This window comes from Micromonospora parastrephiae, assembly GCF_016802865.1.
In the GTDB taxonomy this organism is placed as follows: Bacteria; Actinomycetota; Actinomycetes; order Mycobacteriales; family Micromonosporaceae; genus Micromonospora; species Micromonospora parastrephiae.
Window position 1 is genome coordinate 1 of sequence record NZ_JAEVHM010000080.1, and the last position, 24,376, is coordinate 24,376.

Below are 24,376 nucleotides of genomic sequence, written 5' to 3' on the forward strand. Positions count from 1 at the left end.
GGCGGCCAGGCCAGCGACGGCGAGCGGGTCGCCGGCCGATGAATGTTAGTCGGGTGTCATGCCGCCGACGAGGCCGTACGCCTCGGTGACCTGCCCGCCGCTCGGGACGCCCGGCACAATGCAGGCGGTACCCAGCTTCCGAAGGCGGATCGAGATCGTGACCCAGTCTGTTCATCAGCGGATCGCCGACGAGCTCGGCGTGGCCGAGCGTCAGGTGCGGGCGGCCGTGGAGCTGCTCGACGGCGGCGCCACCGTGCCGTTCATCGCCCGCTACCGCAAGGAGGCCACCGGCCTGCTCGACGACACCCAGCTGCGCACCCTGGAGGAGCGGCTGCGCTACCTGCGGGAGCTGGACGAGCGGCGGCTTGCCGTGCTGGAGTCGATCCGCGGCCAGGGCAAGCTGGACGAGGCCCTGGAAGCGCAGATCATGGCCGCCGACTCGAAGTCCCGGCTGGAGGACATCTACCTGCCGTACAAGCCGAAGCGGCGGACCCGGGCGCAGATCGCCCGGGAGGCCGGTCTCGCCCCGCTGGCCGAGACGCTGCTGGCGGATCCCACCCAGGACCCACGGGCCACGGCCGCCGGGTTCGTCGACGCGGAGAAGGGCGTCGCCGACGCCGCCGCCGCGCTGGAGGGCGCCCGTGCGATCCTGATCGAGACCTTCGCCGAGGACGCCGACCTGATTGGCACGCTGCGCGAGCAGATGTGGTCGCGGGGCCGTCTGGTGTCCCGGGTACGCGAGGGTCAGGAGACGGCCGGGGCCAAGTTCTCCGACTACTTCGACTTCTCCGAGCCGTACCCGAAGCTGCCCTCGCACCGGATCCTGGCGATGTTCCGGGGCGAGAAGGAGGGCGTGCTCGACCTGACCATGGAACCGGAGGAGGCCGGCGAGGCGGACGCCGTACCGACCGGTCCGAGCCGGTACGAGGCGGCCATCGCCGGCCGGTTCGGGGTGTCCGACGCGGGTCGCCCGGCCGACCGGTGGCTGGCCGACACGGTCCGCTGGGCCTGGCGTACCCGGATCCTCATCCACCTGGGCGCGGACCTGCGGATGCGGCTGTGGCAGGCGGCCGAGGAGGAGGCGGTGCGGGTGTTCGCCACCAACCTGCGCGACCTGCTGCTCGCCGCGCCGGCCGGCACCCGGCCGACGATGGGACTGGACCCGGGTCTGCGGACCGGCGTCAAGGTGGCCGTGGTGGACGCCACCGGCAAGGTGGTCGCCACCGACACGATCTACCCGCACGAGCCGCGCCGGCAGTGGGACGCGTCGGTCGAGACCCTCGCCCGGCTGGCCGGTGCCCACGGCGTGGAGCTGATCGCGATCGGCAACGGCACCGCCTCCCGGGAGACCGACAAGCTTGCCGGCGACCTGATCAAGCGGCATCCGCAGCTCAACCTGACCAAGGTGGTGGTCTCCGAGGCCGGCGCGTCGGTCTACTCCGCGTCCGCGTACGCCTCGCAGGAGCTGCCCGGGATGGACGTGTCGCTGCGCGGCGCGGTCTCCATCGCCCGCCGCCTCCAGGATCCGCTCGCCGAGCTGGTCAAGATCGACCCTCGGTCGATCGGGGTCGGGCAGTACCAGCACGACCTGTCCGAGGTGAAGCTGTCCCGTTCGCTGGACGCGGTGGTGGAGGACTGCGTCAACGCGGTCGGCGTGGACGTCAACACCGCCTCCGCGCCGCTGCTGACCCGCGTCTCCGGTATCGGCGCGGGGCTGGCCGAGAACATCGTGCTGCACCGCGACGCGAACGGGCCGTTCCGGTCCCGCTCGGAGCTGAAGAAGGTGGCGCGGCTCGGCCCGAAGGCGTTCGAGCAGTGCGCCGGCTTCCTGCGCATCCCGGACGGGGACGACCCGTTGGACTCCTCCAGCGTGCACCCCGAGGCGTACCCGGTGGTGCGTCGCATCCTCGCCAGCACCGGCCAGGACCTGCGCTCGGTGATCGGCAGGAGCGCGATCCTGCGCGGGCTGCGGGCGACCGACTTCGTCGACGACCGGTTCGGCCTGCCCACCGTCACCGACATCCTCGCCGAGTTGGAGAAGCCGGGTCGGGACCCCCGGCCGGAGTTCCGCACCGCCACCTTCGTCGAGGGGGTGGAGAAGATCGGCGACCTGACGCCCGGCATGGTGTTGGAGGGCGTGGTCACCAACGTGGCCGCGTTCGGGGCGTTCGTGGACGTCGGTGTGCACCAGGACGGTCTGGTGCACGTCTCGGCGATGTCCCGGACCTTCGTGAAGGACCCTCGCGAGGTGGTGAAGTCCGGCGACGTGGTCAAGGTCCGGGTGCTCGACGTGGACGTACCCCGTAAGCGGATCTCGTTGACCCTGCGCCTGGAGGACGAGCCGGGCACCGCCAACGGTGGTGGCCGCAGCGACCAGGAGGGGCGCGGCGGCCCGGCGCAGCGCGGCCCGCAGGGTGGTCGTGGCGGACCGGCCCCGCGCGGCGGACAGCAGGGTGGTCGTGGCGGACAGCAGGGCGGGCGCGGCGGCGCAGCAGCGGCAGAGCGCACCGGCGAACGACGCGATGGCGGAGGCCCTGCGGCGCGCCGGACTGGCCTGATCGCTGCTGAGGATCAGCGCTGCGGTATCGCGGATGTCGGGGTATCCAGGACTGTGGGATACCCCGACATCGGTGAAGTCGTGTTGATCACGTCTCGACCCGGCGCACGGAAAATCGGATGGCCCGGCGGTGGGATTCTGGGTGATGATCTCGCGGTGCGGATGCATGCCGACCAGATGGACGTGAGCGCGGACGTGGTCGCCGCGCTGGTGGCCGAGCAGTTTCCCCGCTGGCGGGGCCTGCCGGTCCGCCCACTCGCCTCGGCCGGCACGGTGAACGCCCTGTTCCGGCTCGGCACGGAGTACGTGTTGCGGTTTCCGCTGCGCCCCTCGGCCCGTCCCGAGCTGCGCGACGAGCTTCGGCGGGAGCAGGAGCACGCCCGGCTGCTCGCCGCGCACCTGCCGGTCGCGGTGCCCGAACCGCTCGGCCTCGGGGAGCCCGGCGACGGGTACCCGGGGCCGTGGGCGGCGTACCGGTTCATCCCCGGCGAGACGGCCCGGACCGGCCGGGTCGGCGATCCGGACGTCTTCGCCCGTGACCTGGCCGGTGTCGTGGTCGCCCTGCGCGGCATCGACACGGCGGGCGCTGCTGGTCGGGAGCCGGTCGGGGCGGGCCACTGGCCGACCAGGACTCTGCTGTGCGGGCTGCCCTCGCCGTCAGCGGCGAGCTGACCGACACCGCCCGACTCGCCGAGGTGTGGGACCGGTGCCGGGACGCGCCCCGGTACGACGCCGGTGACGTGTGGATCCACGCCGACCTGATGCCGGGCAACCTGCTGGTCCGCGACGGGCGGCTGGCCGCGGTCATCGACCTGGGCGCGGTCGGTGTGGGCGACCCGGCGGTGGACCTGATGCCGGCGTGGAACCTGCTCGACGCCGGGCCGCGGGAGACGTACCGGCGGGCGTTGGGCGTGGACGACGCGACGTGGGAGCGGGGACGCGGCTGGGCCCTGGAGCAGGCGATCAACGCGCTGCCGTACTACGTCGAGACCAACCCGGTGATGGCCGGGATCGCCCGGCACACCCTGCGGGCCGTGCTCGACTGAGTCGGGTCGCGTACCGTCGGCTCGTGGTTGAGGGCGACGGCCGGGAGTGGCGGGAGCGGCAGCGGCAGGCGGTGCGGGCGCACGCCGACGCGGACGCCCGGCGGCGGGCAGCCGAGCAGGCGCAGGCGGCGGAGTTGGTGGCCTGGTTCGTGGCCGAGGCGACCCGGCGGGGGTTGCCCACCAGCCGGCTGGTCGCGCGTGGCTACGACGGGCGCGGGCGCTACCGCACCCGACTGACCGGCTGGTACGTCGACCGGGCCGAGACCCGCGCGGTGGACGTGGACGGCCGGTTCCATCTGCTGACCGTGCCGGGCGGTCTGCGGGCCCTGCTGTTCGGCGTCGATCCGCAGCCCAGCCCCGCGCCGCTGGTCGTCGGGGCGGGTGGCCGCGACGGCGAGTCGATCCCGTTGCGTACTCTGCTCACCCGGCTGCTGGACGACGGGCCCGACGGGCCAGGTTCCACCACCAGGCCTGCTGCACCAGGAGCGTGAGCAGCCCGGCGAGGACGATCGCACACACGTTGATCACCAGCTGGAGCGCGGAGCCGCCCGCCTCGTCCCACACCCCGTAGGCGGCGGCCACGGCCACGTTCGCCGCGGCCGGCACCGTGGTCACCGAGATCAGCACCCCGACCAGGCTGCCCGACTTCTTCGACGTCAGGGACAGCATGCCGGCCACGCCGGCGAGCAGGCCGACCACCCAGGACAGCGCGTCGGGCCGCCAGATGAAGCTGGTGAGCGGCCGGTCGGCGCGCAGCATCTCCTCGCTGACCAGGCCGGCCGCCGTCAGCGCCCAGGTGCTCAGCACGGTCGCGACCATGGCCGCCAGGAAGCCGACGGTGAGGGCCTGCACCGACCGTCCGATCACGTCGAGCCGGCGGCGCAGCAGCGCCACGCAGAGCGCGGCGAGCGGGCCGAACTCCGGGCCGACCACCATCGCCCCGACGATGAGGATCGGCTGGTCCAGCAGCACACCGATACCGGCGATCATCGTGGCCACCACGATCAGCACGAGGTAGGTGCCGGACAGTTCGGTCTGCTCGCCCGTCTTCGCCGCGATCTCGTCCCAGACCACCGCGTCGGCGCCACTACCGGGCGCCCGCTCCGCCGCCCGGTCGGCCGACGCGGAGATGGTCAACTCGACGTCGTCGGCGGCGATACCGCCGCCCGCCTCCACGCCGAGTTGTTGCAGGCCCCGCAGGACGCCGTCGGCGCTCTCCCGCACCACGTCGCAGAGGATGAGGTCGCCCTGCGGCTGTCGGGCCGCGCCGGGCAGCACGGCCAGGTGGGTCACTCCCGCCTCCGCGGACAACAGGTCGACGACCTCCGCAGATCTGTCCGCCGGGGCGATCACCCTCAGGTGCAGCACTCGTTCTCCCTGTTGTACGCGGCACGCGGGCGCGGCCGGCAGCACTCTAGCGGCAGCGTCCGGTGGCGGGCGCGAGCCCAGGGGACGGTTCTGGCCGATTCGGCGCAGGATCGGCGAAACAGCTCACCCGCCGCCAAACACCCTGATACAACCATTGTGGTCTTTTGTCACGTCCGATCGGAGGCGCCGTCCGTGGACCTGATCCACCACCGTCCGCCCGTGGCGCCGCGCAGCGCGGCCCGGCTGTGACCGACCCGGTCTATCTCTCGCCACCCGACATCGGCGAGTTGGAGGAGTCCTACCTGGTGCGCGCCATCCGCGCCGGCCGCTTCGATCCCGACGGGGCCGATCTGCGGGCGTTCGAGCGGGAGGTCGCCGCACGGGTGGGCGTCGACTACGCGCTGGGGCTCTCCTCCGGCACGGCCGCCCTGCACCTGGCACTGCTCACCGTCGGCGCCGGGCCGGGCACCGTGGTGGTGGTGCCCACGCTCACGTTCGCCGCCAGCGCCAACGCCGTCGCCTACACCGGCGCCGAACCGGTCTTCGTGGACTGTGACGCATCCACCGGCAACCTCGACGTCGACCTGCTCTCCGACCTGCTCGGTCGGCTCGCCGAAGCCGGCCGGCGAGTCGCCGCCGTACTGACCGTGGACATCAACGGCCGGTGCGCCGACTACGACCGGCTGCTGCCGCTCTGCGCGGCCACCGGCATCCCGGTCGTGGAGGACGCGGCGCAGGCGCTCGGCTCCACCTACCGTGGCCGCTGCGCCGGCACGTTCGGTCGGATCGGGATCTACTCGTTCAGCCACAACAAGGTGATGACCACCACGGGCGGCGGGATGGTGGTCTCCGACGACCCGGCGCTGGTCGCCCGAGCCCGGCACCTGGCAACCCAGGCCCGCGAGCCGGTGTCGCACTACGAGCACCGCGACGTCGGCTACAACTACCGCCTCAGCACGTTGCTGGCCGCGCTCGGCCGGGCCCAGCTCACCCGGCTGGACACGATGATCGCCCGGCGACGGGCCCTGCGGGACCGGTACGCCCAGCTCTTCGCCACCGTGCCGGGCACCCGGATCCTCGGCGCCGGTGATTCCGGCTCGAACTGCTGGCTGACCTCGGTGACCGTCGAACCGGAGCGGACCGGCTGGCGAGCCGGCGAACTCGCCGAGCACCTGGCCGCCCGCGGCGTGGAGACCCGCCCGATGTGGAAGCCGATGCACCGCCAACCGGTGTACGCCGACCGGCAGGTCGCCCTCACCGGCGCCGCCGACCAGCTCTTCGCCACCAGCCTGTCCCTGCCCAGCGGCTCCGCTCTCACCGACGAGCAGGTGGACCGCGTCTTCGCCGCGATCACCGAGTTCCTGGACGGGCGCGGATGAGCCGCCCCTACGACACGGTCAAGCGCGTGCTGGACGTGCTCGTGGCCGTCATCGGTCTGCTCGTGGCGACCCCGGTGCTCACCGCGGTCGCGCTGGCGGTGCTGGTCACCATGGGTCGGCCGGTGCTGTTCCGGCAGGCCCGTCCGGGTCGGCACGGGCGGCTGTTCGAGCTGGTCAAGTTCCGCTCGATGACCGTGGGCGGCGAGGACGGCGCGCCGGCCAACGACGGCGCCCGGCTCACCCCGTTCGGCCGGTGGCTGCGGACCACCAGCCTCGACGAGCTACCCCAGCTGTGGAACGTGCTGCGCGGCGAGATGAGCCTGATCGGGCCGCGCCCCCTGCTGCCGGCGTACCTGACGCGGTACACCCCGGAGCAGTTCCGCCGCCATGAGGTCCGCCCCGGCATCACCGGCCTCCAGCAGGTGTACGGGCGCAACGCGCTGAGCTGGGAGGAGCGCTTCGACCTGGACGTGCGGTACGTGCGGAACCGCTCGCTCGGCCTGGACCTGCGGATCCTGCTCCGCACGGTACGCACCGTGCTGCTCCGGGAGGGGATCACCGCGGCCGGCGCGGCCACCGCCCACGAGTACCTCGGTCCCGCCGAGCTGGCCACCGCCGGCAGCGGGCCGGCGGAGGCCCGCCGGTGAGCCTGGGCATCGTCATCGTCGGCTGCGGCGGGCACGGCCGTGAGGTGCTCGGCATCGTCCGGGCCGTGAACGCCGCCGCCCCGGGCGCTCCGGTGTGGCGGGTGCGCGGCTTCGTCGACGACCGGCCCAGCGAGGCGAACCTGAAGCGGGTGCAGCGCCTGGAGGTGCCCTACCTGGGCAGCACCGCTCGCCTCGCCGAGCAGCCCGCCGGTACGTACCTGGCGCTCGGCGTCGGGGACCCGGCCGCCCGCCGGGCGGTGGACCGGCGACTGTCGGCGTACGGGCTGCCGGCGGCGGTGCTGGTGCACCCGGATGCCACCATCGGCTCGGACGCGGTCTACGGCGAGGGTCTGATCGCGTTTCCCGGTGCGCGGGTCACCACCAACGTCACGTTCGGCCGGCACGTGCACCTCAACCAGAACAGCGTGGTGGCGCACGACTGCGAGCTGGGTGACCACGTCTCGGTCAACCCGCTGGGTGCGGTGTCCGGTGACTGCCGGTTGGGCGACGGCGTGCTGATCGGGGCCGGAGCGGTGGTGCTGCAGAAACTGCGGGTGGGTGCCGACGCGATCGTCGGTGCGGGGGCCTGCGTGGTTCGGGACGTGCCGGCCGGCGCGGTGGTCAAGGGAGTCCCGGCCCGGTGAGCGCCCTCGGCGGCCCCGGCCCGGGTCACCCGCTCGGGGTCCGCCGGCTGCGCATCGCCGTGCTGGTCAAGACCAACGCCGGCGGGATGTGGTTACTGCCCCAGGTCGAGGAACTTCGACACCGGGGGCACGAGGTGACCGTCGTGCTGCCGCGCGGGGCCGGGCGCCTGACCGACGAGTTGGAGCACCGTGGTTTCGAGGTGCTCGCGTCGCCGTTCGACTTCACGATGGGTCGGTACGTGCCGATCGGGCTGCTGCGGCTACGCGCGCTGCTTCGCCGGCTGCGCCCCGACGTGGTGCAGTACCACCTCATCGCCTCGGCGTACGCGGTGCGGCTGGCCACCCTGGGACTGCCGGTGCGCCGGGTGCACATGGTGGCCGGTCCGGCGTACCTGGAGTCCCGGCTGGTCCGGTCGGTGGAGCGGTTGATGTGGCGGCTGGACGACGTGGTGATCTGCGGCTGCCGGTACGCCTCCGCCCGCTACGGCGAGCTGGGTTGCCCACCGCAGCGGCGCCCGGTCGCGGTGTACGGGGTGGACACCGACGCGTTCAGCCCGGACGCCACCCGCCCGGACCAGCGGGCGAAGCTCCGCGCCGAGCTGGGCATCGACCAGGGCGCGTTCCTGGCGGTGATGGTCTCCTACGTCTACCCGCCCAAGCGGCTGGTGCACTCGGGGCGGGGGGTGAAGGGGCACGACGTGCTGCTGGCCGCGTGGCGGACGTTCCACCGTCGGCATCCGGACGCACACCTGCTGCTGGTCGGCGGCGGTTGGACGGCGGCCGGGGAGAGTTACCGGCGACAACTCGGCGAGCGCTTCGGCGTGGCGGATGACCCGGCGGTGACGTGGGTGGAGTCGGTCCCGGACGTGCGGCCCTGCTACGCCGCTGCCGACGTCAGCGTCTCGCCGTCGCTCTGCGACAGCCCCGGCGCGGCGGTGGAGGCCGGCTCGATGGGCGTGCCGAGCATCGTCAGCGCGGCCGGTGGTCTGCCGGAGGCGGTCACCGAGCGCTCCGGCTGGGTCGTCCCACCGGCGGATCCGACGGCCCTGGTGGACGCGCTCGAAACGGCGTACCGCGGCTGGGTCAACGGCACGCTCACGCTGCGCGGCCGGTTGGCCCGCCAACACGTGCTGGCGTCCTTCGACGATCTGCGGGCGGCGGCAGAGGTTGCGGACATCGTGGAGGACGTGGCGGCCCGCCGGCGCTGAGCACGACGGTGGGCGGCCGGTGGCCGGTCCCGCCGGACCACCGACCGCCCGCGACGGCGCCTCAGTGCCGGATGCCGGCCCAGTCGTGGTGCCGGCGCACGGTGGAGAGGATGAAGTCGACCACCCGCCGGGAGGTGTCCGGCACCTGGTAGTCGACCGGGCAGGGCACCCCCTGCGCGGCGACCTGCGCCACCGTCACCTCGACGGCCTCGACCACACCCCGCGGGTCGAGGCCGGTCATGATGATCCCGCCGGCGTCGAGCGCCTCGGGGCGTTCGATCGACTCGCGCAGGGTCACCGCGGGGAAGCCGAGGATGGCCGCCTCCTCGCTGATCGTCCCGCTGTCCGACAGCGTGCAGTACGCCCTGCTCTCCAGGTGCACGTAGTCGAGCAGGCCGAACGGCTCGTGGAAGGCGATGCCGTCCAGCGCGGTGGCGTCCGGGGCCAGCGCCTCCAACCGCTTACGGGTGCGCGGGTGGGTGGAGACCAGCACCGGCAGGCCCCACCGGTCGCGGACCGCGACCAGGCAGTCCAGCAGCCGCTGGAGCCGGTCGGGCCGGTCGACGTTCTCCTCCCGGTGTGCGCTGACCAGGAAGTATCCGCCCCGGTCGAGTTCCAGCTGACGCAGGATGGTGGAGCTGGCGATCGGTGCCCGGTAGTGCTCCAGCACCTCCCGCATCGGCGAGCCGGTGTGCAGGATCCGGCGCGGGTGCAGGCCCTCGGCGAGCAGGTTGCGTCGGGCGTGTTCGGTGTAGACCAGGTTGAAGTCGGCGACGTGGTCGACCAGCCGCCGGTTCGTCTCCTCCGGCACGTTCAGGTCGAAGCAGCGGTTGCCGGCCTCCATGTGGTAGACCGGCACCCGCATCCGACGGGCCATCAGCGCCGCGATGCAACTGTTGGTGTCACCGAGGACGAGCAGCGCGTCCGGCCGCACCTCGGCGATGGCCGCCTCCATGCCGACGAGGACCCCGCCGAGTACCCGGCCCAGCGACGAGGTGTCGACGCGGAGAAACCGGTCGGGCTGCCGCAGCCGCAGCTCGGTGAAGAACACGTCGGAGAGGCTGGTGTCCCAGTTCTGTCCGGTGTGCACCAGCACGTGGTCCACGGTGTCGTCGAGCCGGCTGAGCACCCGGGACAGTCGGATGATCTCGGGACGGGTGCCGACGACCGTCATCACCCGGGTCATGTGGTCTCCCTCCGCAGGTCACTCACCGGACGCCGGCCGGCACCCGGCGCTCGTCACCGACCGGCTCCGGCCAGGTGTCGGGCCGTTCCGGGTCGAACAGCTCGTTGGTCCAGAAGAGGGTGAGCAGCTCGTCCGAACCGGTGTTGGTGATGTTGTGCGCCCACATGGTCGGCATGTCGATCACCACCGGCTCGTCGCCGCTGACCGGGAACCGGACGACCTCGGTGTCGCCGATCCGGCGCAGGCTGATCTCGGCGGTGCCGCGCAGCACCACGAAACGTTCCACCTTGGCCAGGTGGAAGTGCTCGCCCCGGGTGATCCCCGGCCGGGTGGTGGAGCAGAAGGTCTGCCCCGCTCCCCCGTGCGCCTTCACCGTCTCGACCAGCGCCCCGCGGGCGTCGGCCCGGGTGGGCAGGGCGAGCGGATAGTGCGCCGGGAAGCAGTGCGACCGGTAGGTGTTGAACAGCCGCACGTCGTGCCGGTCGCGCAGCGGCGGGATCTCACCCGTGCGGTAGATGCGCGCGTACGAGGCGAGCTGCTCGGCGAGGTCACGGACCCCGATCCGCAGCGCCGGCATCGCCGGGTCCCAGGAGCTGCCCGCCGCGACGCCGGCCAGCCGGGCCGCCGCGTCGGTGACGTGCACCAGGTCCATCTCCCGGTCGGCGTGCACCTCCGGCTGGCCGCCCCCGGCGAGCACGCGGCAGAAGGTGGCGACCGCCGAGTTGTACCAGGGCCGGCCGTGCTCGCCGTACAGGTTGGGCAGCAGCAGGTCGTCCAGCGGCACGCCGGTGTCGGCGAGGATGCCGGCGGCGGTGGCCTTCGCGTCGCCGTACGGGGTGCCGTTGCCCGCCTGCACCGAGTTGGCGAAGACCACTCCGATGGGCGGGTCCGGGCAGTCCCGCAGGCCGTTGGCGAGCTGGGCGGCGAGCTGGACGTTGCCGGCGGCCACGTCGGCGGGTTCACCGCGGTTGACCCCGGCGAGGTGCAGCACCCGGTCCACTCCGGCGATCCTGCGGGCGACCACCGCCGGGTCGGCGAGGTCGGCGCGGGTCAGCACGGTCGGCTCGGGCCAGCCGAGCGCGCGCAGCAGCACCCGCACGTGCCAGCCGAGGAAACCGCTGGCGCCGGTGACGGCGAGGCTCAGCACGCCAGCACCGGATCACGCAGCGCCAGCTCCGCCCGGATCTCCGGCAGCGTCCTGAGCAGCTCCACCACCTCGGGTACGCCGAGCCGGGTGGCGTTGGCCGAGTTGAAGTCCTCGCGGGTCACCTCACCCAGCTCGCCCTCGGAGACGTAGAGCGCGTAGTTGAGGTCCCGCGCGTCCAGCGGCACCCGGAAGAAGTCACCGAAGTCGTCGGCCTGGGCCAACTCCTCCCGGCTCGCGAGCGTCTCGTGCCACTTCTCGCTGTGCCGGACGCCGATGACCTCCAGCTTGAACGGCACGTCGAAGAGCTGGCAGACCGCCTCGGCGAGGTCGCTGATGGTGCAGGCGGCGGCCTTGCGGATGAACACGTCGCCGGGGCGGGCGTGGTGGAAGGCGTGCTCGACCAGGTCGACCGAGTCGGCCAGCGACATCACGAACCGGGTCATGGCGGGTTCGGTCACGGTGGGCGCCCGGCCAGCCTTGATCTGCTCGATGAAGAGCGGGATCACCGAGCCGCGCGAGTACATCACGTTGCCGTACCGGACGCAGGAGACGGTCGTGGCGCTGTTCGGGTTGTTCCTCGCGTACGCCTGGGCGACCTTCTCCATCAGAGCCTTGGTCATGCCCATGGCGCTCACCGGGTAGACGGCCTTGTCGGTGCTGAGCGCCACCACCGAGCTGACGCCGTTCTGGGCGGCGGCCTCGATCACGTTGCCGCTGCCGAGGATGTTGGTGCGCACCGCCTCCAGGGGGAAGAACTCGCAGGACGGCACCTGCTTGAGCGCCGCCGCGTGGAAGACGAAGTCGACGCCCCGGGTGGCGCGCAGCACGGTGTCCATGTCGCGGACGTCCCCGACGTGGTAGCGCATGCGCTCGTCGCCGATGGAACGTCGCATGGCATCCTGCTTGGCCTCGTCCCGGCTGAGGATCCGCACCTCGGCGACGTCCCGGTCGAGCAGTCGCCGGGCCATGGTCTGTCCGAAGGATCCGGTCCCGCCGGTGATCAGCACCCGGCGACCCGCGGTCATCACACTCATTGGTTCTCCCGATTCGTCACCCGACGGGCGGCATCCACCCGCCAGCCCCTGACCGAGCGCGGCGCGCTGCCGGGGCGCCGACGCCGGCGGTCAGGCTGGACCTCCGCCGGGTTCGGCAACCGGGTCAACGAGTGCTTTGAACAGCAGATACGTGTAAGACTCAAACACCACGAATTCGTCATAGGAGGTGCAAAGTCCAGGACAGACGTCCCGGCTTTGTAGCAGAATGCGGCAATTCCCGTCCGGTCAGCCGATACAGGCGCCGCCCCTCCGGTCCCCGGCGACGCCCCCTACTGACCGGCGAGCACACGACCGGACATCCAGGACACGGTCTGCTCGAGGCCGGTGCGCAGCGGCACCGGTCGCACCGACGGGAACAGCTCGCGCAGCCGGGTGCAGTCGGCCTGCGAGTCCCGCACGTCGCCCGGGCGCGGCGCCTCATGCACCACCGGCAACGGCCGGCCCATGATGTCCTCCAGCTCGGCGATCATGTCGAGCAGCGAGACCCGCGCCCCGAAGGCCAGGTTCACCACGTCGGTGGTCGACACCCGGCGGACGATGGCGTCGACGATCACCGAGGTGACGCTGCCGACGAAGGTGAAGTCGCGGGTCTGCCGGCCGTCGCCGTGCACCCGCAGCGGCTCGCCGGCGAGCGCGGCGGTGACGAACCGGGGCAGCACGGCGGCGTACGCGTGGTGCGCCGCCTGCCGCGGGCCGAAGACGTTGAAGAAGCGGAACGGCAGCACGCCCATGTCGTAGCAGGAGGCGTAGGCGACCGCGTACGCCTCGGCGGCCAGCTTGGAGACCGCGTACGGGGAGACCGGGATCGGGCGGAGCCCCTCCTGCCGGGGCAGCACCGGGTTGGCGCCGTAGACCGACGAGGACGAGGAGAGGATCACCTGCTGCACGCCGTGCCGGCGGGCGGCCTCCAGCACCATCAGCGTCCCGGTGGCGTTGGCGTGGTGGCTGGGCAGCGGCCGGTCGATGGAGCGCGGCACGGAGCCGAGAGCGCCCAGGTGCACGACGCTGGCCGCACCGGCGAACGCCTCGTCCAGCAGGTCCGGGTCGAGCACGGTGCCCCGGTGCAGGCGGACCGGCTGGCCGTCCAGGTTGTCCAGCAGCCCGGTGGACAGGTCGTCGACGACCACGATCTCGGCCACCTGGGGAGCCGCGTCCAGGGCCCGCACCAGATTGGCGCCGATGAAGCCGGCACCCCCGGTCACCACTACCTTCACGGCGTCTCCCCGATCGACTCGGCCCCCGGCCGACCGACGGTGCGGTGTCGGCGCGGTGGCGGCGGCCGGCGTGGCGGCCACCGGTTGGACAACGAGCGCTGCACCCGCACGTCACGCGGAACGGACCGTACGCCGCGTGTCTTTCGTTGCCTTCCGTCCGTTGTTCGCCCTGGTGGTCGAGGAGAGGCCGACGGGAGCCGGAGATGCGAATCGGACTGATCAGTCAGTGGTACCCGCCGGAGAGCACGTTCGTGCCGGGCCAGCTGGCCACGGAACTGGCCCGACGTGGGCACGAGGTACGGGTGCTGACCACCTTCCCGAGCCTGCCGCTCGGGCGGACGTACCCGGGCTGGCGGCAACGCTGGAACCACCGGGCCGCCGACCGCGGGGTGACCGTCCGGCGGGTGCCGGCGTACCCGAGCCACGACCGTTCCGGCCTGCGGCGCGCGGCGAGCTACCTGTCGTTCGCCGCCACCAGCACCCTGGCCGCCCCGCGTCACCTGCGCGGCGCCGACGCGCTCTACGTCTACCACCCGCCACCCACCTCGTACGCCGCCGCGGGGCTGCTGCGCCTGTTGCGCGGCGTTCCGACGGTGCTGCACGTGCAGGACCTGTGGCCGGAGTCCGTGACGGCGTCCGGGATGGCCCCGTCGGGGCTCGCCGGGCGGGCGTTGGACGGGGTCCTCGCGGCGACGATGCGCCGGATCTACCGCTCCTGCGCGGGGATCGCGGTGATCGCGCCGGCGATGGCGGAGCAGGTGATCGAGCGTGGTGTCGACCCGGGTGCCGTCCGCACCGTCTTCAACTGGACCGACGAGGCGCTGTTCCGGCCGTTGGAGGCCACCGAGGCGGGGCGGACGGCGATCGGTCACCGGGGCCGCACCACGGTGATGTTCGCCGGCAACCTGGGCTTGTTGCAGGGCGTCGACGTGGCGATCCGGGCGGCGGCGGCCGTGCCGGACGCGGTGGACCTGGTCTTCGTCGGCACCGGCGTGGGTGCCGAGCAGGCCCGGCAGCTCGCCGCGGAGCTGGGCGCGGCCAACGTCCGGTTCCTCGGCCAGCGCCCGGCCGCCGAGATGGCCGAGTTGTACGCCGCCGCCGACTACCAGTTGGTCATGCTGCGCGACCTGCCCTGGCTGCGCGGGACGGTGCCGTCGAAGTTGCAGGCCGCGCTGGCCTGCGGCGTTCCCGTGTTGATGTCGGCCGACGGGGACGCCGCCGGGCTGGTCACCGCGGGCGGGGCCGGGTTGGTCTGCCCGCCGGACGACTGGCGGGCACTGGCCGACCAGTTCGTCGCCGCCGCGCGGGTGCCCACCGACGAGCGGCTGGCGATGGGTCGACAGGGCCGCCAGCTCTACCTGGATCGGATGTCGTTGCGGGTGGGGGTGGACCAGATCGAGGATCTGCTCGCCAAGGCCACTGCCCACGGCCGGCACTGATGCCAGGCCCCACAGAGACCGTCTTTCCTCCATATAGGGCGAAAAACCGAAATATGCCCCAGACCCCGCCTAGGCTCGTTGCGGCATGGTCCGGCGAGCGCCGGACGGATCACGCTCGGCAGGAGGGGAGCCCGTGACACACGGCGCAGCACGTTCCACCATGGAGCGCCCGACGCGTCCGTCGGCGGGCACCCCCGGGGGCCCGTCACCGATCGGTTCGCTCCGGATGCCGGCCCCGATGCCGGAGGCCCCGCGGTGGAACCTGGCGGGGCTGAGCGTGCTGCCCATCTGCCTGGCCGCCGCACTCGCCCCGGTCAATCCCACCCTGGTGTTCGCCGGTGGGATCTGGATCGGCATCATCGCCCTGCTCACCAGCGGGCGCATCCCCCGCACCGGGCCGGCGGACTACCTGGCCCTGCTGCTCTGCTGCTGGGCGAGCGCCACACTGATCTGGAGCCGCGACGTCGACAGCAGCCGGATCGCCGTGCATGCCTGGTGGACGGTCGCCCTGCTGCTGATCGCCGCACGGCACGTGCTGTCCAGCCGCCGCCGGCTGCTCCTGGTCGCCGGATGCTTCCTCGGCGGCGCCGGATGGGTTGCGGTGCAGCTGATCCTGGCCAGGGACGAGGCGGCCGCCGGCCCGGCGCTGCGCACCTCCCTCGACGGCGTGGGCGTCAACTACACCGCCTACTGCCTGGCCACGGCAGCACTGGTCACCGTCCTGCTGCTGGCGGTGCGGGCCGGCAACCGTCTCGTCCGCGTCGTGCTCTGGCTGCTGCTGCCGCTGCTGACCTACGCGACGATGCTGACCGGCACCCGGGCCAGCCTGATCGCCCTGGCCGCCGTCGCGGCCTACGTGATCGTCAGCCGGTTCTCCGAGCGCACCTGGATCCTCGCCGTACCCGCGTCGGCCTCCATGCTGGCCGTCATACCCTTCGGGCACCTGGCGACGTACCACCCACAGTGGCTGGAGAACCTGTTCAACCGGCCGCTCGACGACCTCTCCGGACGGCTGGCCGTCTGGCCGATCGCCGAGGCGTCGTTCTGGGAATCGCCGCTGGTCGGAATCGGCGTGGGCGCCTTCCCGAGCACCAACCCGTACTACGAGGTGGGTGCCCATTCGCTGCTGCTCACCCTCGGCAACGACCTCGGCCTGATCGGAATCGTGCTGTTCGCGGCGCTGATCGGCTTCCTGCTCCGCGACGCGGCACCGGGTCAGGGCCGGCTGCACGGGCTGCTGGTGGGTGCGCTGGTCGTGGGCTGGACGCCGATCTGGCTCAGCGGCCACTGGGAGATCTCACCGATGGCCTGGCTGGTACTCGCCGTCTGGTCCCGGCTGCCGGTGGCGCTGCCCGTCCGGACCGCCGCCCACCGCCTTCGGCGAAACGCCGTCGACAAGCGGCGGCCTGTCGGTCTGCGGCCGCGGACCACCGCGGCGTCGACCGGCATGCCCTCGGCCGGCAGGCGATAGCCCGGGTCAGCCCACCCGATCCGGCACCGTGGTTCCGGCACCGGCCGGGCTGCCGGGATCGGTGAGTTGGTCGCCGAGCCCGGTCAGACCGGCGAGGAAGGCGCGCATTCGGCCACCCTGGACGGCCGGGTTCCGGGTCTCCCGGACGAAACGGGCGCCACCCGCTCCCAGCACCGCCGCCTCGCCCGCCGACAGGTGCAGCACCCGATCGATCGCCGCGCGTAGCCCTTCCGCGGTGTCCGGCTCGGCGAAGGACAGCCAGGGCGCGTACTCCGCGGGGATGCCCGGCAGCCGCGTGCTCACCACCGGCACGCCGGTGCCCAGATACTCGATGATCTTGGATGGGAAGGACCATCGGACGAAGCCCTGGTCGACCGGACGCGGGTTGACCAGCACGCTCGCCCGGGCGAGCCGGGGCAGCAACTCCTGTCGGGGCAGCAGCTCCGGCCCCGCGATGCGCCGGTCCACCGCGGACTGCTCGCGCAGCCACTCCGCCAGCTCTCCCCGGCCGTACGTGAGCAACCGCAGGTCGTCCCCAGGCAGGCCACGGAACGCCTCGACCAGGCGGTCGACGCCGTAGGCCCGACTGAGCCCGCCGGCGTAGACGATGTCCCGGGTCGCCCCGGCCTCCTGCGGCACGTCGCCGGCCGGGTCGGGCGAGTAGATCCCCTCCATCACCAGCCGGGGGCGGCCGGGCGCGAAGTCCTCGGCGAGCGCGGAAGTCAGTGCGATCACCCCGGAGCAACGGGCCAGGGCGGCCCGGACCAGCGCCACGTCGAGCCCGCGCAGCAGGCGGACCAGACGGCCGTCGGTGGGCAGCGCCACACCCGGCGGGTCGGTGAGCACCGGGACCACCGGGACGCCCAGGCTCCGGGCCCGCAGCGCGCCGAACCACAGGAAGGGCGAGTGCACGCCGTGGATCAGCAGCACATCGGTCTCCCGCTCGCGTAGCGCACGCCCGCCCGCCCGCCAGGCGGCGCCGAACCGGGTGAGGTGCTTGAGGCCAAGGAGGTTCACGAACGGGAGGAGCTGCCCGTCCACGCCGTCCTGCCGGAACCGGCCGGCGCGGAACCGGACCTGGCGGTTGCCCGGCCACGTCGACACCGGCGCCGCGGAGAGCAGGTCCACCGGACAGCCGGCGGCACGCAGACTACGGACCAGACCCCACGCGAAGGTGTGGGTCTGGGTGGGCATGATGGTGTCCCGGGCCATGATCTCGACGAGCAGGTCGTCGGGCACGGTGAAGCCCAGCAGGGTGACTCGCGGGCCGCGTTCCTGGGGCACCGTTCACTCCCCGATCAGCCGCTGGTAGACCCGGTCGAGGGAGCCGAGCATGACGTCGAGGCTGTAGCCGTCGGCCACCACCTTGCGGCCCAACTGCCCCACGTGGCGCCGCTCGCCGGGATCGTCGAGCAGCGGCGCCAGCGCGGTGGCCAGGGCGCCGGGGTCGCCCGCCGGCACCAGGCGGCCACCGCCGGAGCGCAGCACCTCCACGTTGCCGCCCACCGCCGACGCGACCACCGGCAGGCCGTGCGCCATCGCCTCCAGCAGAGCGTTGGAGAGGTTCTCGTGCAGCGTCGGAAAGACGAAGAGGTCCGCCGCGGCGAGCAGGTCCGGCACGTCGAGCCGGTTGCCGAGCAGCCGGACGTCGACCCCGCCGATGTCGGTCAGGGCCGCCGCGATCCCGGCGCGGTCCGGTCCGTCGCCCGCGACCAGCAGCACCCGGCGGGCGGCGGACGGCGGCAGCCGGCGTAACGCGTCGGCGAGGACACCGAAGCCCTTCTCCCAGGTCAGCCGGGCCACCGCGATCATGGCCACGTCGTCGGGGCGCAGTCCCAGGCCGGCGCGGGCCCGGTCCCGGCCCGCCCCCGCCTGCGCCGGTAACGGAACCCCGTTGGGAATCACCCCGACGAACTTCCCGCCGAGGTGGCGCAGGAAGTCACGACCGGCGGCGTACTCGCAGACGGTGGCGACGTGGCTGGCCAGCCGCAGCGTCGCGGGCTCGGCCCCGTGGACGAGCAGCCGACGGCGCCAGGCCCGGCCGGGCTGACGCAGGTCGCGCACCGTGCCGTGCACGGTGACCAGGATCCGCGGACAGCCGGCGAGGCGGGCGGCGAGCACCCCGTGGAAGCCCTCGTTCTGCAACCCTCGCACGTGGACCAGGTCGGGGCGTACCTGCCGCAGCAGCCGCACCCACTCCCGGAGCAGCGGCACGTTCAGGCCGCCGTTGCCGGCGCTGCTGTGCATGCGGACGAACTCGTACCGGTCGGTCAGGCGCGAGGCGAGCACCCGCTGCACCGCGGTCAGCGGGCCGTTGGCGCCGGGAACGCCGGCCGAGTGCTGCACGACCACCGGCCGGTTCACGATGCGATCCCGACCGGCGCGCGGTGGCACCAGGAGTCGAGCACGACGGAACGCTGCATGACCCTCCACATCGACGGGGGCTCGGCCTCGACGGCGGCGACGATCCGGCCTCGACGTACCGACGGCACCACGTACGGTAACTCCGGCATAAGTGGCAAAGTGGCGACACGCCGAAGCCCGGAACCGGTCACGAGGCGGCCGCCCGCCGGCTTCCCGGCCCGGGTGCCCGGTGGCGCGCCCGGTTCCTGTCGGCCAGCGCACGGCGGTAGCCGACGACCGCGGCCGGCAGCACCGTCACCGCGTACGTCGCGGCGGAGGCCAGCGCCACCCCGGACAGGCCCACCCGGGCGGCCAGCACGATCTTCAGGGGTACGGCCAGCAGCAGACAGGCCGCCCAGCCGACGAACTGCGGCCGCAGCAGACCGACGCTGTTCTGCACCATGAACAGCGGCGCCGCGGCGGCCAGCAGCACCGACCAGACCGCGAGCGCGGCGAACAGCGGTCGTGGGATCGGCGCGAGATCGGCCGAGCGCACCCAGAGCCGCAGCACGTCGTTGCCGAAGAGCACCAGCGCCGCCCCGGGCAGGGCGACCACGACGGCGGACAGGCACACCATCCGGGGAGTGGTGCGCCGCACCCAGGTCAGGTCACCGCGTGCCAGGGCCTCGCCGTTGGCCGGCCAGAGCGGCAGGTTCACCAGCGTGACGAAGAGTGTCAGGAGGGCGAACACCCGCAGCACCACCGCGTACGCCGCCGCGGCGGGCAGCCCGAGCACCCGGCCGATCAGGAAGCCGTCGAGGTTGAGCACCACCGAGCTGAGCACGGAGAGCAGGAAGAACCGCGCGCCCAGGCGGAGCAGACCTCGGGCCGCCGGCACCGCGACCAGACCGGGCCGCGGGCGCAGCTCCCGGCCCTGCCAGCCGAAGTAGCAGACGGTGTTGGCCAGGTTGACCACCGGTACCGCGAGCACGGCGGCGGCGATGACCAGCACCTCGTCTGCCCCGCGGCTGACCGCCGCGTAGACCAGGGCGACCGAGACGAGGCTGCCGCCGGCCTGCCAGAGGTTGCTCTGGGCCACCTGCTGCTGGGCGTACTGGACCCGCTGGATCAGGGCCAACGGCATGTTGACCAGGAAGGCGCCGAAGCAGAGCAGCACCACGGAGCGGGCGTCGGCCGCCACCGCCGGGTCCGCGGCGTTCAACAACTCCGGCCACGGCACCCACCGCAGGGTTGCGAGCAGGGCCGCCAGCAGCAGGACGGCCAGCACACCGAGCATGGCGTACGCACTCGACACCTCCCGGCTCGCCGCCCGACGCTCGCCGGTGCCGTGCAGCCGGGCCAACCGCGTCAGCAGGCCGTTGCCGAGCCCGAAGTCGGCAAAGAGTGCCATGCCGGTCAGTGAGGTGACCGCCATCCAGAGTCCGTACCGTTCGGCGCCGAGGCTCCGGAACGCCAGCGGGGTGATCAGCAAGGGCGCGGCCAGACCGACCAGCTTCCCGGCCAGCGAGGAGATGATGCCGCTGGCGAGCGCCCGGCTCCGGGACTTCCCGGCGTCGGTCGCCCCGCCCCGGGGCTTCCCGACGGCCGGCATCTCACCCCAGGGCGACCACGCCCCCACCGGGCCGGGAGTGGGTGCCGGCCAGGCGCCGGTCGGGGCACGGGCCGGCGCAGGGCCGACCACGGCAGGGGCCGACGCCGGCCCGGTCACGCCGGCGCGCCGATGGTCAGTCGTCATGCCCTGTCGCCTCCGCGCCCCCGTTGACCAGTCACCCCTACAACGACGATTACTCGCAACCTGTTGCGGACGGTGACGGGATCAAAACCGAGAGTTCACACAAGCTGGTCGGGCGTACTCGAACCGACACGGCACGGCGGCCCCGAGCGACGTGATGCTGAAACTAAGCTTAACCCCCGATACCGGCACAAAAAGGTTGGGAATCTGGAGGGAACGAACATGGGCGAGCCCACCACCATCAGCGGCCTGGCACCCGCGACCCGGATCGGAGCGACGCCACTGCTGATGGCGCTCGCCGCGTACCGGTTCCCGCACGGCGACGCGATGTCCAACCGGCTGCTGCAACTCGCCCGGTCCGCCACGCCGCCCGGAGGCGTCACCCTGGTGGTCAACGACTGGCCCGAGGACGGGACTCGTCCGCCCGCCGTGCCGGACCTGCCGCCCGGCGTACGGCTGATCACGCTGCCGCCTCGGCGCATCGGCGGCGGCGCCCTGGGCCGGTGGCTGTACCTCCGCGCCCGCCCCCTGCGGGTGCTGGCCGCGCTACGCCGCGCGGGCATCCGGCGACGCGAACTGAGCGGGGTGTACCTGCCACTCGGCCTGTGGAACCTGATCACCTGGGCGGTGCTGCGGGTGGCGGTCTCCTGCCCGGTGACCGTGGACGTGCTGGAGCGGCACGACCCGACACAGTTCCCCCGGGGCCGCCTGGCGCCCTATTTCATCCGGCACCGGTGGTCGACCTTCCTGGCCGGACGGCTGGCCGACCAGATCATCGCCATCTCCGAGACGCTGGAAAGACACTTCGTCCGTCGGGGCCGGCCAACCCTGCTGGTGCCGCCGCAGGTGGACTGCGCCGACTACACGGACCCGGCGCCGCCCCCGCTCGACGAAGGGCTCCGGCTGCTCTACGCCGGTTCGGCCGGCCCGAAGGATCAGCTGGCCGTGGTGCTGGAGGGCATCCGCCGCCTCCCGGACGCCGAGCGGTCCCGGGTACACCTGGTGATCGCCGGGATCAGCCGGGACCAGGCCGGCGGCCTCTCCGACCTGGGTACGGCCGGGTCGCTCGACCTCGACGACCGGATCAGCTTCCTCGGGCGGATCCCCCGGGACCGGGTGCTCGCCGAACTGCGCGGGGCGCACTTCTCGGTGCTGGTGAGACCGGCCGCCGGGTACGCGCAGGCGGGCTTCCCGTCCAAGGTGCCGGAGAGCCTGGCCGCCGGCTGCCCGGTGCTGCTCAACCACACCAGCGACCTCAGGCGCTACATCGTGGACGGCCGAGAGGGCGTCGTGCTCGACGGCTCGGAGGCCGACGACGTCCGGCGCGGCCTGGAACGGGCGCTACGGCTCACCGACGCGGACTGGCGGGCGATGAGCCGCTCGGCCCGCGAGCGGGCCCACTGCTTCGACTACCGGGCCTGGACGCCGGTGGTCAGCGATTTCGTCTGCGGGGCGTGGCGCGGCCCGGGCACCGGCAGATCGGCCAGGCCGGCGAGCTCGGCGTCGGTCAGCCGGCGCTCCGCCGGATAGAGCTGCCGCTCGTGGGCCCGGATCGTCTCCACCGGCCAGCGCAGCCGGACGACCCGGGCGGGATTACCGGCGGCCACCGCGTAGGGCGGCACCGAGCGGGTCACCACCGCGCCGGCCCCGATCACCGCACCGCGTCCGATCGTCACCCCGTGCAGGATGACCGCCCGGGTGCCCACCCAGACGTCGTCACCGATGGTCACTCCCCGGTCCTGGGTGTCGTCACCGGGCTGTTTGCGCACCGCGATCATCGGCAGGCCGACCTGATCGATGCGGTGGTTGCCGCCGCGGATGGTCACCTCGGGACCGAACATGACGTTGTCGCCGATCCGGATCCGGGACCGGGTCGCCATCAGGATCGGCTGGTACCCGAGGTCGACATTCCGCCCCACCTCGATCGTGTGACAGGTGTAGACGCCGTCGGGATCGAAGGCGAAGTTGTCACCCCGGGCGGCGAACCGGCCGGCCAGGGCGTAGCCGCGGATGGCGCGCCGGACCCGGGAGCCGGTGCTCAGGAGACGATCCAGGACCCCGGCCACCGACCCGAGGAGCGCGCCGGGCCGGTTCGCGGCGATCCGCATCAGGACCCCATCCGGGCACGGGCCTGCTCCGGCACCCCGTAGATCTGCCGGATCACGGCCGCCTTCTCCGCCGCGGGCAGGTGCCCGCACCGCAGCGACCGAGCCTTCATCCGGTCGAGGTAGTCGTCCACGGTACGGATCACCCGGGCCGGCACACCGGCGGCCACGCTGTTGTCCGGGATGTCGCGGGCCACCACCGAGCCGGCGCCGATCACGCACCGGTTGCCGATCGTCACGCCGGGCAGAATGGTCGTGCGGACGCCGAGGTAGACGTCGTCGCCGACGCGGATCGGCGCGGTCCACTCCAGATCCGGCACCTCCTTGCGGAGGATCAGCGTGCCGCCGTCGTGGGTGATGAACTGCACGCCGGCGGTGACGTAGACGTTGTCGCCGAGGGAGACGAGCCACGGTTCGGAGCCGAACATCGCCCGGTCGATGCCGTAGAACCTGACCCGGCCCCGCAGGTCGACACCCAGGGATCGGGCGAACCCCTCCGGATCCCGGGCGGCGGCCCGTCGGTCCCGCAGAGCCACGTATGTCGCGCGTACCGTGCCCAGCATCGTCACCACCGATTACGCCTTTGTCGTGATTTATGGAGCCCGAGGGTAGTCGCCCTGACCGTCCAACGCGCCCGAACGGCGTAAGACCCGCCGGCCGGATTCCACCGGTACCACCGTCACGGCAAGCGGTCACTCCGACACGCTCGGCGACCTCGCTCCCATCGACCTGTCGACACGGTCACCCGCTAACTGACCCACCTGACCGGCCGCGCCCGGCCCGGAGGGTCGCGAGGCGCGCCGCCGGCCGCGGACCGCCGGCGCAGCTTCCGAGGTACGCCGGGCAGGTCCAACGCCGATGTGATGAGCTGTACGGGTGTCGGGGCTGGGTCTTGTGCTGCACCCCACCCGGGATGTCACCGAGGTGGTCGGGATCATCGAACGGTGGGCGACGCGCCACCGCAAATCGCTGATGGTGCGCGCCGAGGACAAGCACCGCGTGCCGGCCAGCGTCGAGCCCGTGCCGGCCGACGAGGTGGCCTCCCGCGCCGACGCGTTGATCAGCATCGGCGGTGACGGCACCATGCTGGGTGCGCTGCGCTCCGCCGTCCTCGACCCGAAGCCGGTGCTCGGTGTGCACCTGGGCCGGCTCGGCTTCCTGGTCGAGGTCGAGCCGCCGGAGCTGCCCGACGCGTTGAGCCGGTTGCTGTCGAAGGACTTCACGATCGAGTCGCACGCCTGCCTGGCGTGCGACGTGTGCGGCGACAACGTCGTGGCGTTCAACGACATCGCCCTGGTCCGCCAACCCGGTTCCGGCTTCGTCACCGCCACCCTGGCGGTGGACGGCCAGCAGTACGGCTACTACCGCGCCGACGCGGTGGTGGTCAGCACGCCGACCGGCTCCACCGCCTACAGCTACGCCGCCGGCGGCCCGCTGATCTCCCCGGCGGCGGACGCCGTGGTGATCACGCCATCGGCGCCGATGGCCGGCATCTCCCGCTCGGTGGTGCTCTCCCCGGAGGAGAAGATCCGGCTGGAGCTGGAGGCCAACTCGTCGGCGGTGGTGGTGGAGATGGACGGCCGGGTGTTCCGTGACGCGGCGACCGAGGGTGCCGTCGACATCAGCTACCGCCGCAACGCCGGCCTGGTGGTCCGCTTGGACCCGCTGCGCTACCAGGAACGCAACCAGCTGAAGTTGGGCCTGCTGGACCTGCCGTTCCTACCGGAGCAGCTCCGCGAACTACTCCCCCACGACCTCCGCAAGACCCAGGAAGAACTCCCCCCACCCTGCTAACCCACCCGCCTCCGCCCCGT

Annotated in this window: 18 protein-coding genes and 3 pseudogenes; 11 read left to right on the plus strand and 10 right to left on the minus strand. The window is 72.9% G+C overall.

What is annotated here, in order from left to right; translation table 11 throughout:
* Positions 1 to 42: 42 nt before the first annotated feature.
* From JNW91_RS17285 to JNW91_RS17295, 3 genes and pseudogenes are all read left to right on the plus strand, one after another.
* Positions 43 to 2,558, plus strand: a pseudogene (locus JNW91_RS17285) (Tex family protein).
* A gap of 320 nt (positions 2,559 to 2,878) precedes the next feature.
* Positions 2,879 to 3,603: pseudogene (locus tag JNW91_RS17290) on the plus strand (aminoglycoside phosphotransferase family protein); the annotation flags it as partial.
* Positions 3,604 to 3,626: 23 nt separating this feature from the next.
* Positions 3,627 to 4,094, plus strand: a complete 468-nt coding sequence (locus tag JNW91_RS17295) for a hypothetical protein (protein ID WP_203176474.1) — start codon at positions 3,627 to 3,629, stop codon at positions 4,092 to 4,094.
* Here JNW91_RS17295 and JNW91_RS17300 read toward each other — a convergent pair.
* A complete protein-coding gene (locus JNW91_RS17300) occupies positions 4,024 to 4,971 on the minus strand; it encodes a DUF389 domain-containing protein (protein WP_203176476.1) in 948 nt (315 codons plus the stop codon). The genes JNW91_RS17295 and JNW91_RS17300 overlap by 71 nt on opposite strands.
* 245 nt (positions 4,972 to 5,216) lie before the next feature.
* Between JNW91_RS17300 and JNW91_RS17305 the strand changes: the two genes are divergently transcribed.
* Genes JNW91_RS17305 through JNW91_RS17320 form a run of 4 tightly spaced genes read left to right on the plus strand, consistent with a single transcriptional unit; the run spans position 5,217 to position 8,849 of the window.
* Complete coding sequence (locus tag JNW91_RS17305; protein WP_203176478.1) at positions 5,217 to 6,350, plus strand: DegT/DnrJ/EryC1/StrS family aminotransferase; 1,134 nt, start codon at positions 5,217 to 5,219, stop codon at positions 6,348 to 6,350.
* A complete protein-coding gene (locus tag JNW91_RS17310; protein ID WP_203176480.1) occupies positions 6,347 to 6,997 on the plus strand; it encodes a sugar transferase in 651 nt (216 codons plus the stop codon). The genes JNW91_RS17305 and JNW91_RS17310 overlap by 4 nt, the downstream gene beginning before the upstream one ends.
* Positions 6,994 to 7,641: an acetyltransferase gene (locus tag JNW91_RS17315; protein ID WP_203176482.1), complete on the plus strand. Its 648-nt coding sequence runs from the start codon at positions 6,994 to 6,996 to the stop codon at positions 7,639 to 7,641. The genes JNW91_RS17310 and JNW91_RS17315 overlap by 4 nt, the downstream gene beginning before the upstream one ends.
* Positions 7,638 to 8,849, plus strand: coding sequence for a glycosyltransferase family 4 protein (locus JNW91_RS17320; protein ID WP_203176484.1), 1,212 nt, complete (start codon positions 7,638 to 7,640; stop codon positions 8,847 to 8,849). Before JNW91_RS17315 ends, JNW91_RS17320 begins: the two co-directional genes overlap by 4 nt.
* 61 nt (positions 8,850 to 8,910) lie before the next feature.
* On the opposite strand, the gene wecB is transcribed toward JNW91_RS17320, so the two are convergent.
* The 4 genes from wecB to JNW91_RS17340 all read right to left on the minus strand — a co-directional run bounded on the left by wecB (position 8,911) and on the right by JNW91_RS17340 (position 13,451).
* Positions 8,911 to 10,035, minus strand: a complete 1,125-nt coding sequence (gene wecB / locus JNW91_RS17325) for a non-hydrolyzing UDP-N-acetylglucosamine 2-epimerase (RefSeq protein WP_203176486.1) — start codon at positions 10,033 to 10,035, stop codon at positions 8,911 to 8,913.
* Between the two features lie 22 nt (positions 10,036 to 10,057).
* The gene (locus JNW91_RS17330) at positions 10,058 to 11,182 is read right to left on the minus strand and encodes a polysaccharide biosynthesis C-terminal domain-containing protein (protein WP_203176487.1); all 1,125 of its coding nucleotides are present in this window, start codon (positions 11,180 to 11,182) and stop codon (positions 10,058 to 10,060) included.
* On the minus strand, positions 11,176 to 12,216 hold the full coding sequence (locus JNW91_RS17335) for a polysaccharide biosynthesis protein (RefSeq protein WP_305070415.1): 1,041 nt from the start codon (positions 12,214 to 12,216) through the stop codon (positions 11,176 to 11,178). The genes JNW91_RS17330 and JNW91_RS17335 overlap by 7 nt, the downstream gene beginning before the upstream one ends.
* Positions 12,217 to 12,506: 290 nt before the next feature.
* Positions 12,507 to 13,451, minus strand: a complete 945-nt coding sequence (locus tag JNW91_RS17340) for an NAD-dependent epimerase/dehydratase family protein (protein WP_203176488.1) — start codon at positions 13,449 to 13,451, stop codon at positions 12,507 to 12,509.
* Positions 13,452 to 13,654: 203 nt separating this feature from the next.
* On the opposite strand from JNW91_RS17340, the gene JNW91_RS17345 reads away from it, so the two are divergent.
* Together JNW91_RS17345 and JNW91_RS17350 are read left to right on the plus strand one after the other, a co-directional pair.
* On the plus strand, positions 13,655 to 14,890 hold the full coding sequence (locus JNW91_RS17345; protein WP_203176489.1) for a glycosyltransferase family 4 protein: 1,236 nt from the start codon (positions 13,655 to 13,657) through the stop codon (positions 14,888 to 14,890).
* A gap of 238 nt (positions 14,891 to 15,128) precedes the next feature.
* A complete protein-coding gene (locus JNW91_RS17350) occupies positions 15,129 to 16,361 on the plus strand; it encodes an O-antigen ligase family protein (RefSeq protein ID WP_203176490.1) in 1,233 nt (410 codons plus the stop codon).
* 6 nt (positions 16,362 to 16,367) lie between these two features.
* On the opposite strand, the gene JNW91_RS17355 is transcribed toward JNW91_RS17350, so the two are convergent.
* From JNW91_RS17355 to JNW91_RS17365, 3 genes are all read right to left on the minus strand, one after another.
* Positions 16,368 to 17,645, minus strand: coding sequence for a glycosyltransferase (locus tag JNW91_RS17355; protein WP_203176491.1), 1,278 nt, complete (start codon positions 17,643 to 17,645; stop codon positions 16,368 to 16,370).
* Positions 17,646 to 17,648: 3 nt separating this feature from the next.
* The gene (locus tag JNW91_RS17360) at positions 17,649 to 18,725 is read right to left on the minus strand and encodes a glycosyltransferase family 4 protein (protein WP_203176492.1); all 1,077 of its coding nucleotides are present in this window, start codon (positions 18,723 to 18,725) and stop codon (positions 17,649 to 17,651) included.
* A gap of 187 nt (positions 18,726 to 18,912) precedes the next feature.
* Positions 18,913 to 20,460: a lipopolysaccharide biosynthesis protein gene (locus JNW91_RS17365; protein WP_203176493.1), complete on the minus strand. Its 1,548-nt coding sequence runs from the start codon at positions 20,458 to 20,460 to the stop codon at positions 18,913 to 18,915.
* Positions 20,461 to 20,784: 324 nt separating this feature from the next.
* Between JNW91_RS17365 and JNW91_RS32415 the strand changes: the two are divergent.
* Positions 20,785 to 21,846, plus strand: a pseudogene (locus JNW91_RS32415) (glycosyltransferase); the annotation flags it as partial.
* A 20-nt stretch (positions 21,847 to 21,866) separates the two neighbouring features.
* Here the strand turns inward: JNW91_RS32415 and JNW91_RS33340 are convergent.
* Together JNW91_RS33340 and JNW91_RS17375 are read right to left on the minus strand one after the other, a co-directional pair.
* Positions 21,867 to 22,565: an acyltransferase gene (locus JNW91_RS33340; RefSeq protein ID WP_203176495.1), complete on the minus strand. Its 699-nt coding sequence runs from the start codon at positions 22,563 to 22,565 to the stop codon at positions 21,867 to 21,869.
* On the minus strand, positions 22,565 to 23,125 hold the full coding sequence (locus JNW91_RS17375; protein ID WP_203176501.1) for a DapH/DapD/GlmU-related protein: 561 nt from the start codon (positions 23,123 to 23,125) through the stop codon (positions 22,565 to 22,567). Before JNW91_RS17375 ends, JNW91_RS33340 begins: the two co-directional genes overlap by 1 nt.
* Positions 23,126 to 23,447: 322 nt before the next feature.
* Here JNW91_RS17375 and JNW91_RS17380 point away from each other — a divergent pair, with 322 nt between their 5' ends.
* Complete coding sequence (locus JNW91_RS17380) at positions 23,448 to 24,356, plus strand: NAD(+)/NADH kinase (protein ID WP_238425175.1); 909 nt, start codon at positions 23,448 to 23,450, stop codon at positions 24,354 to 24,356.
* The last annotated feature ends 20 nt before the right edge of the window (positions 24,357 to 24,376 follow it).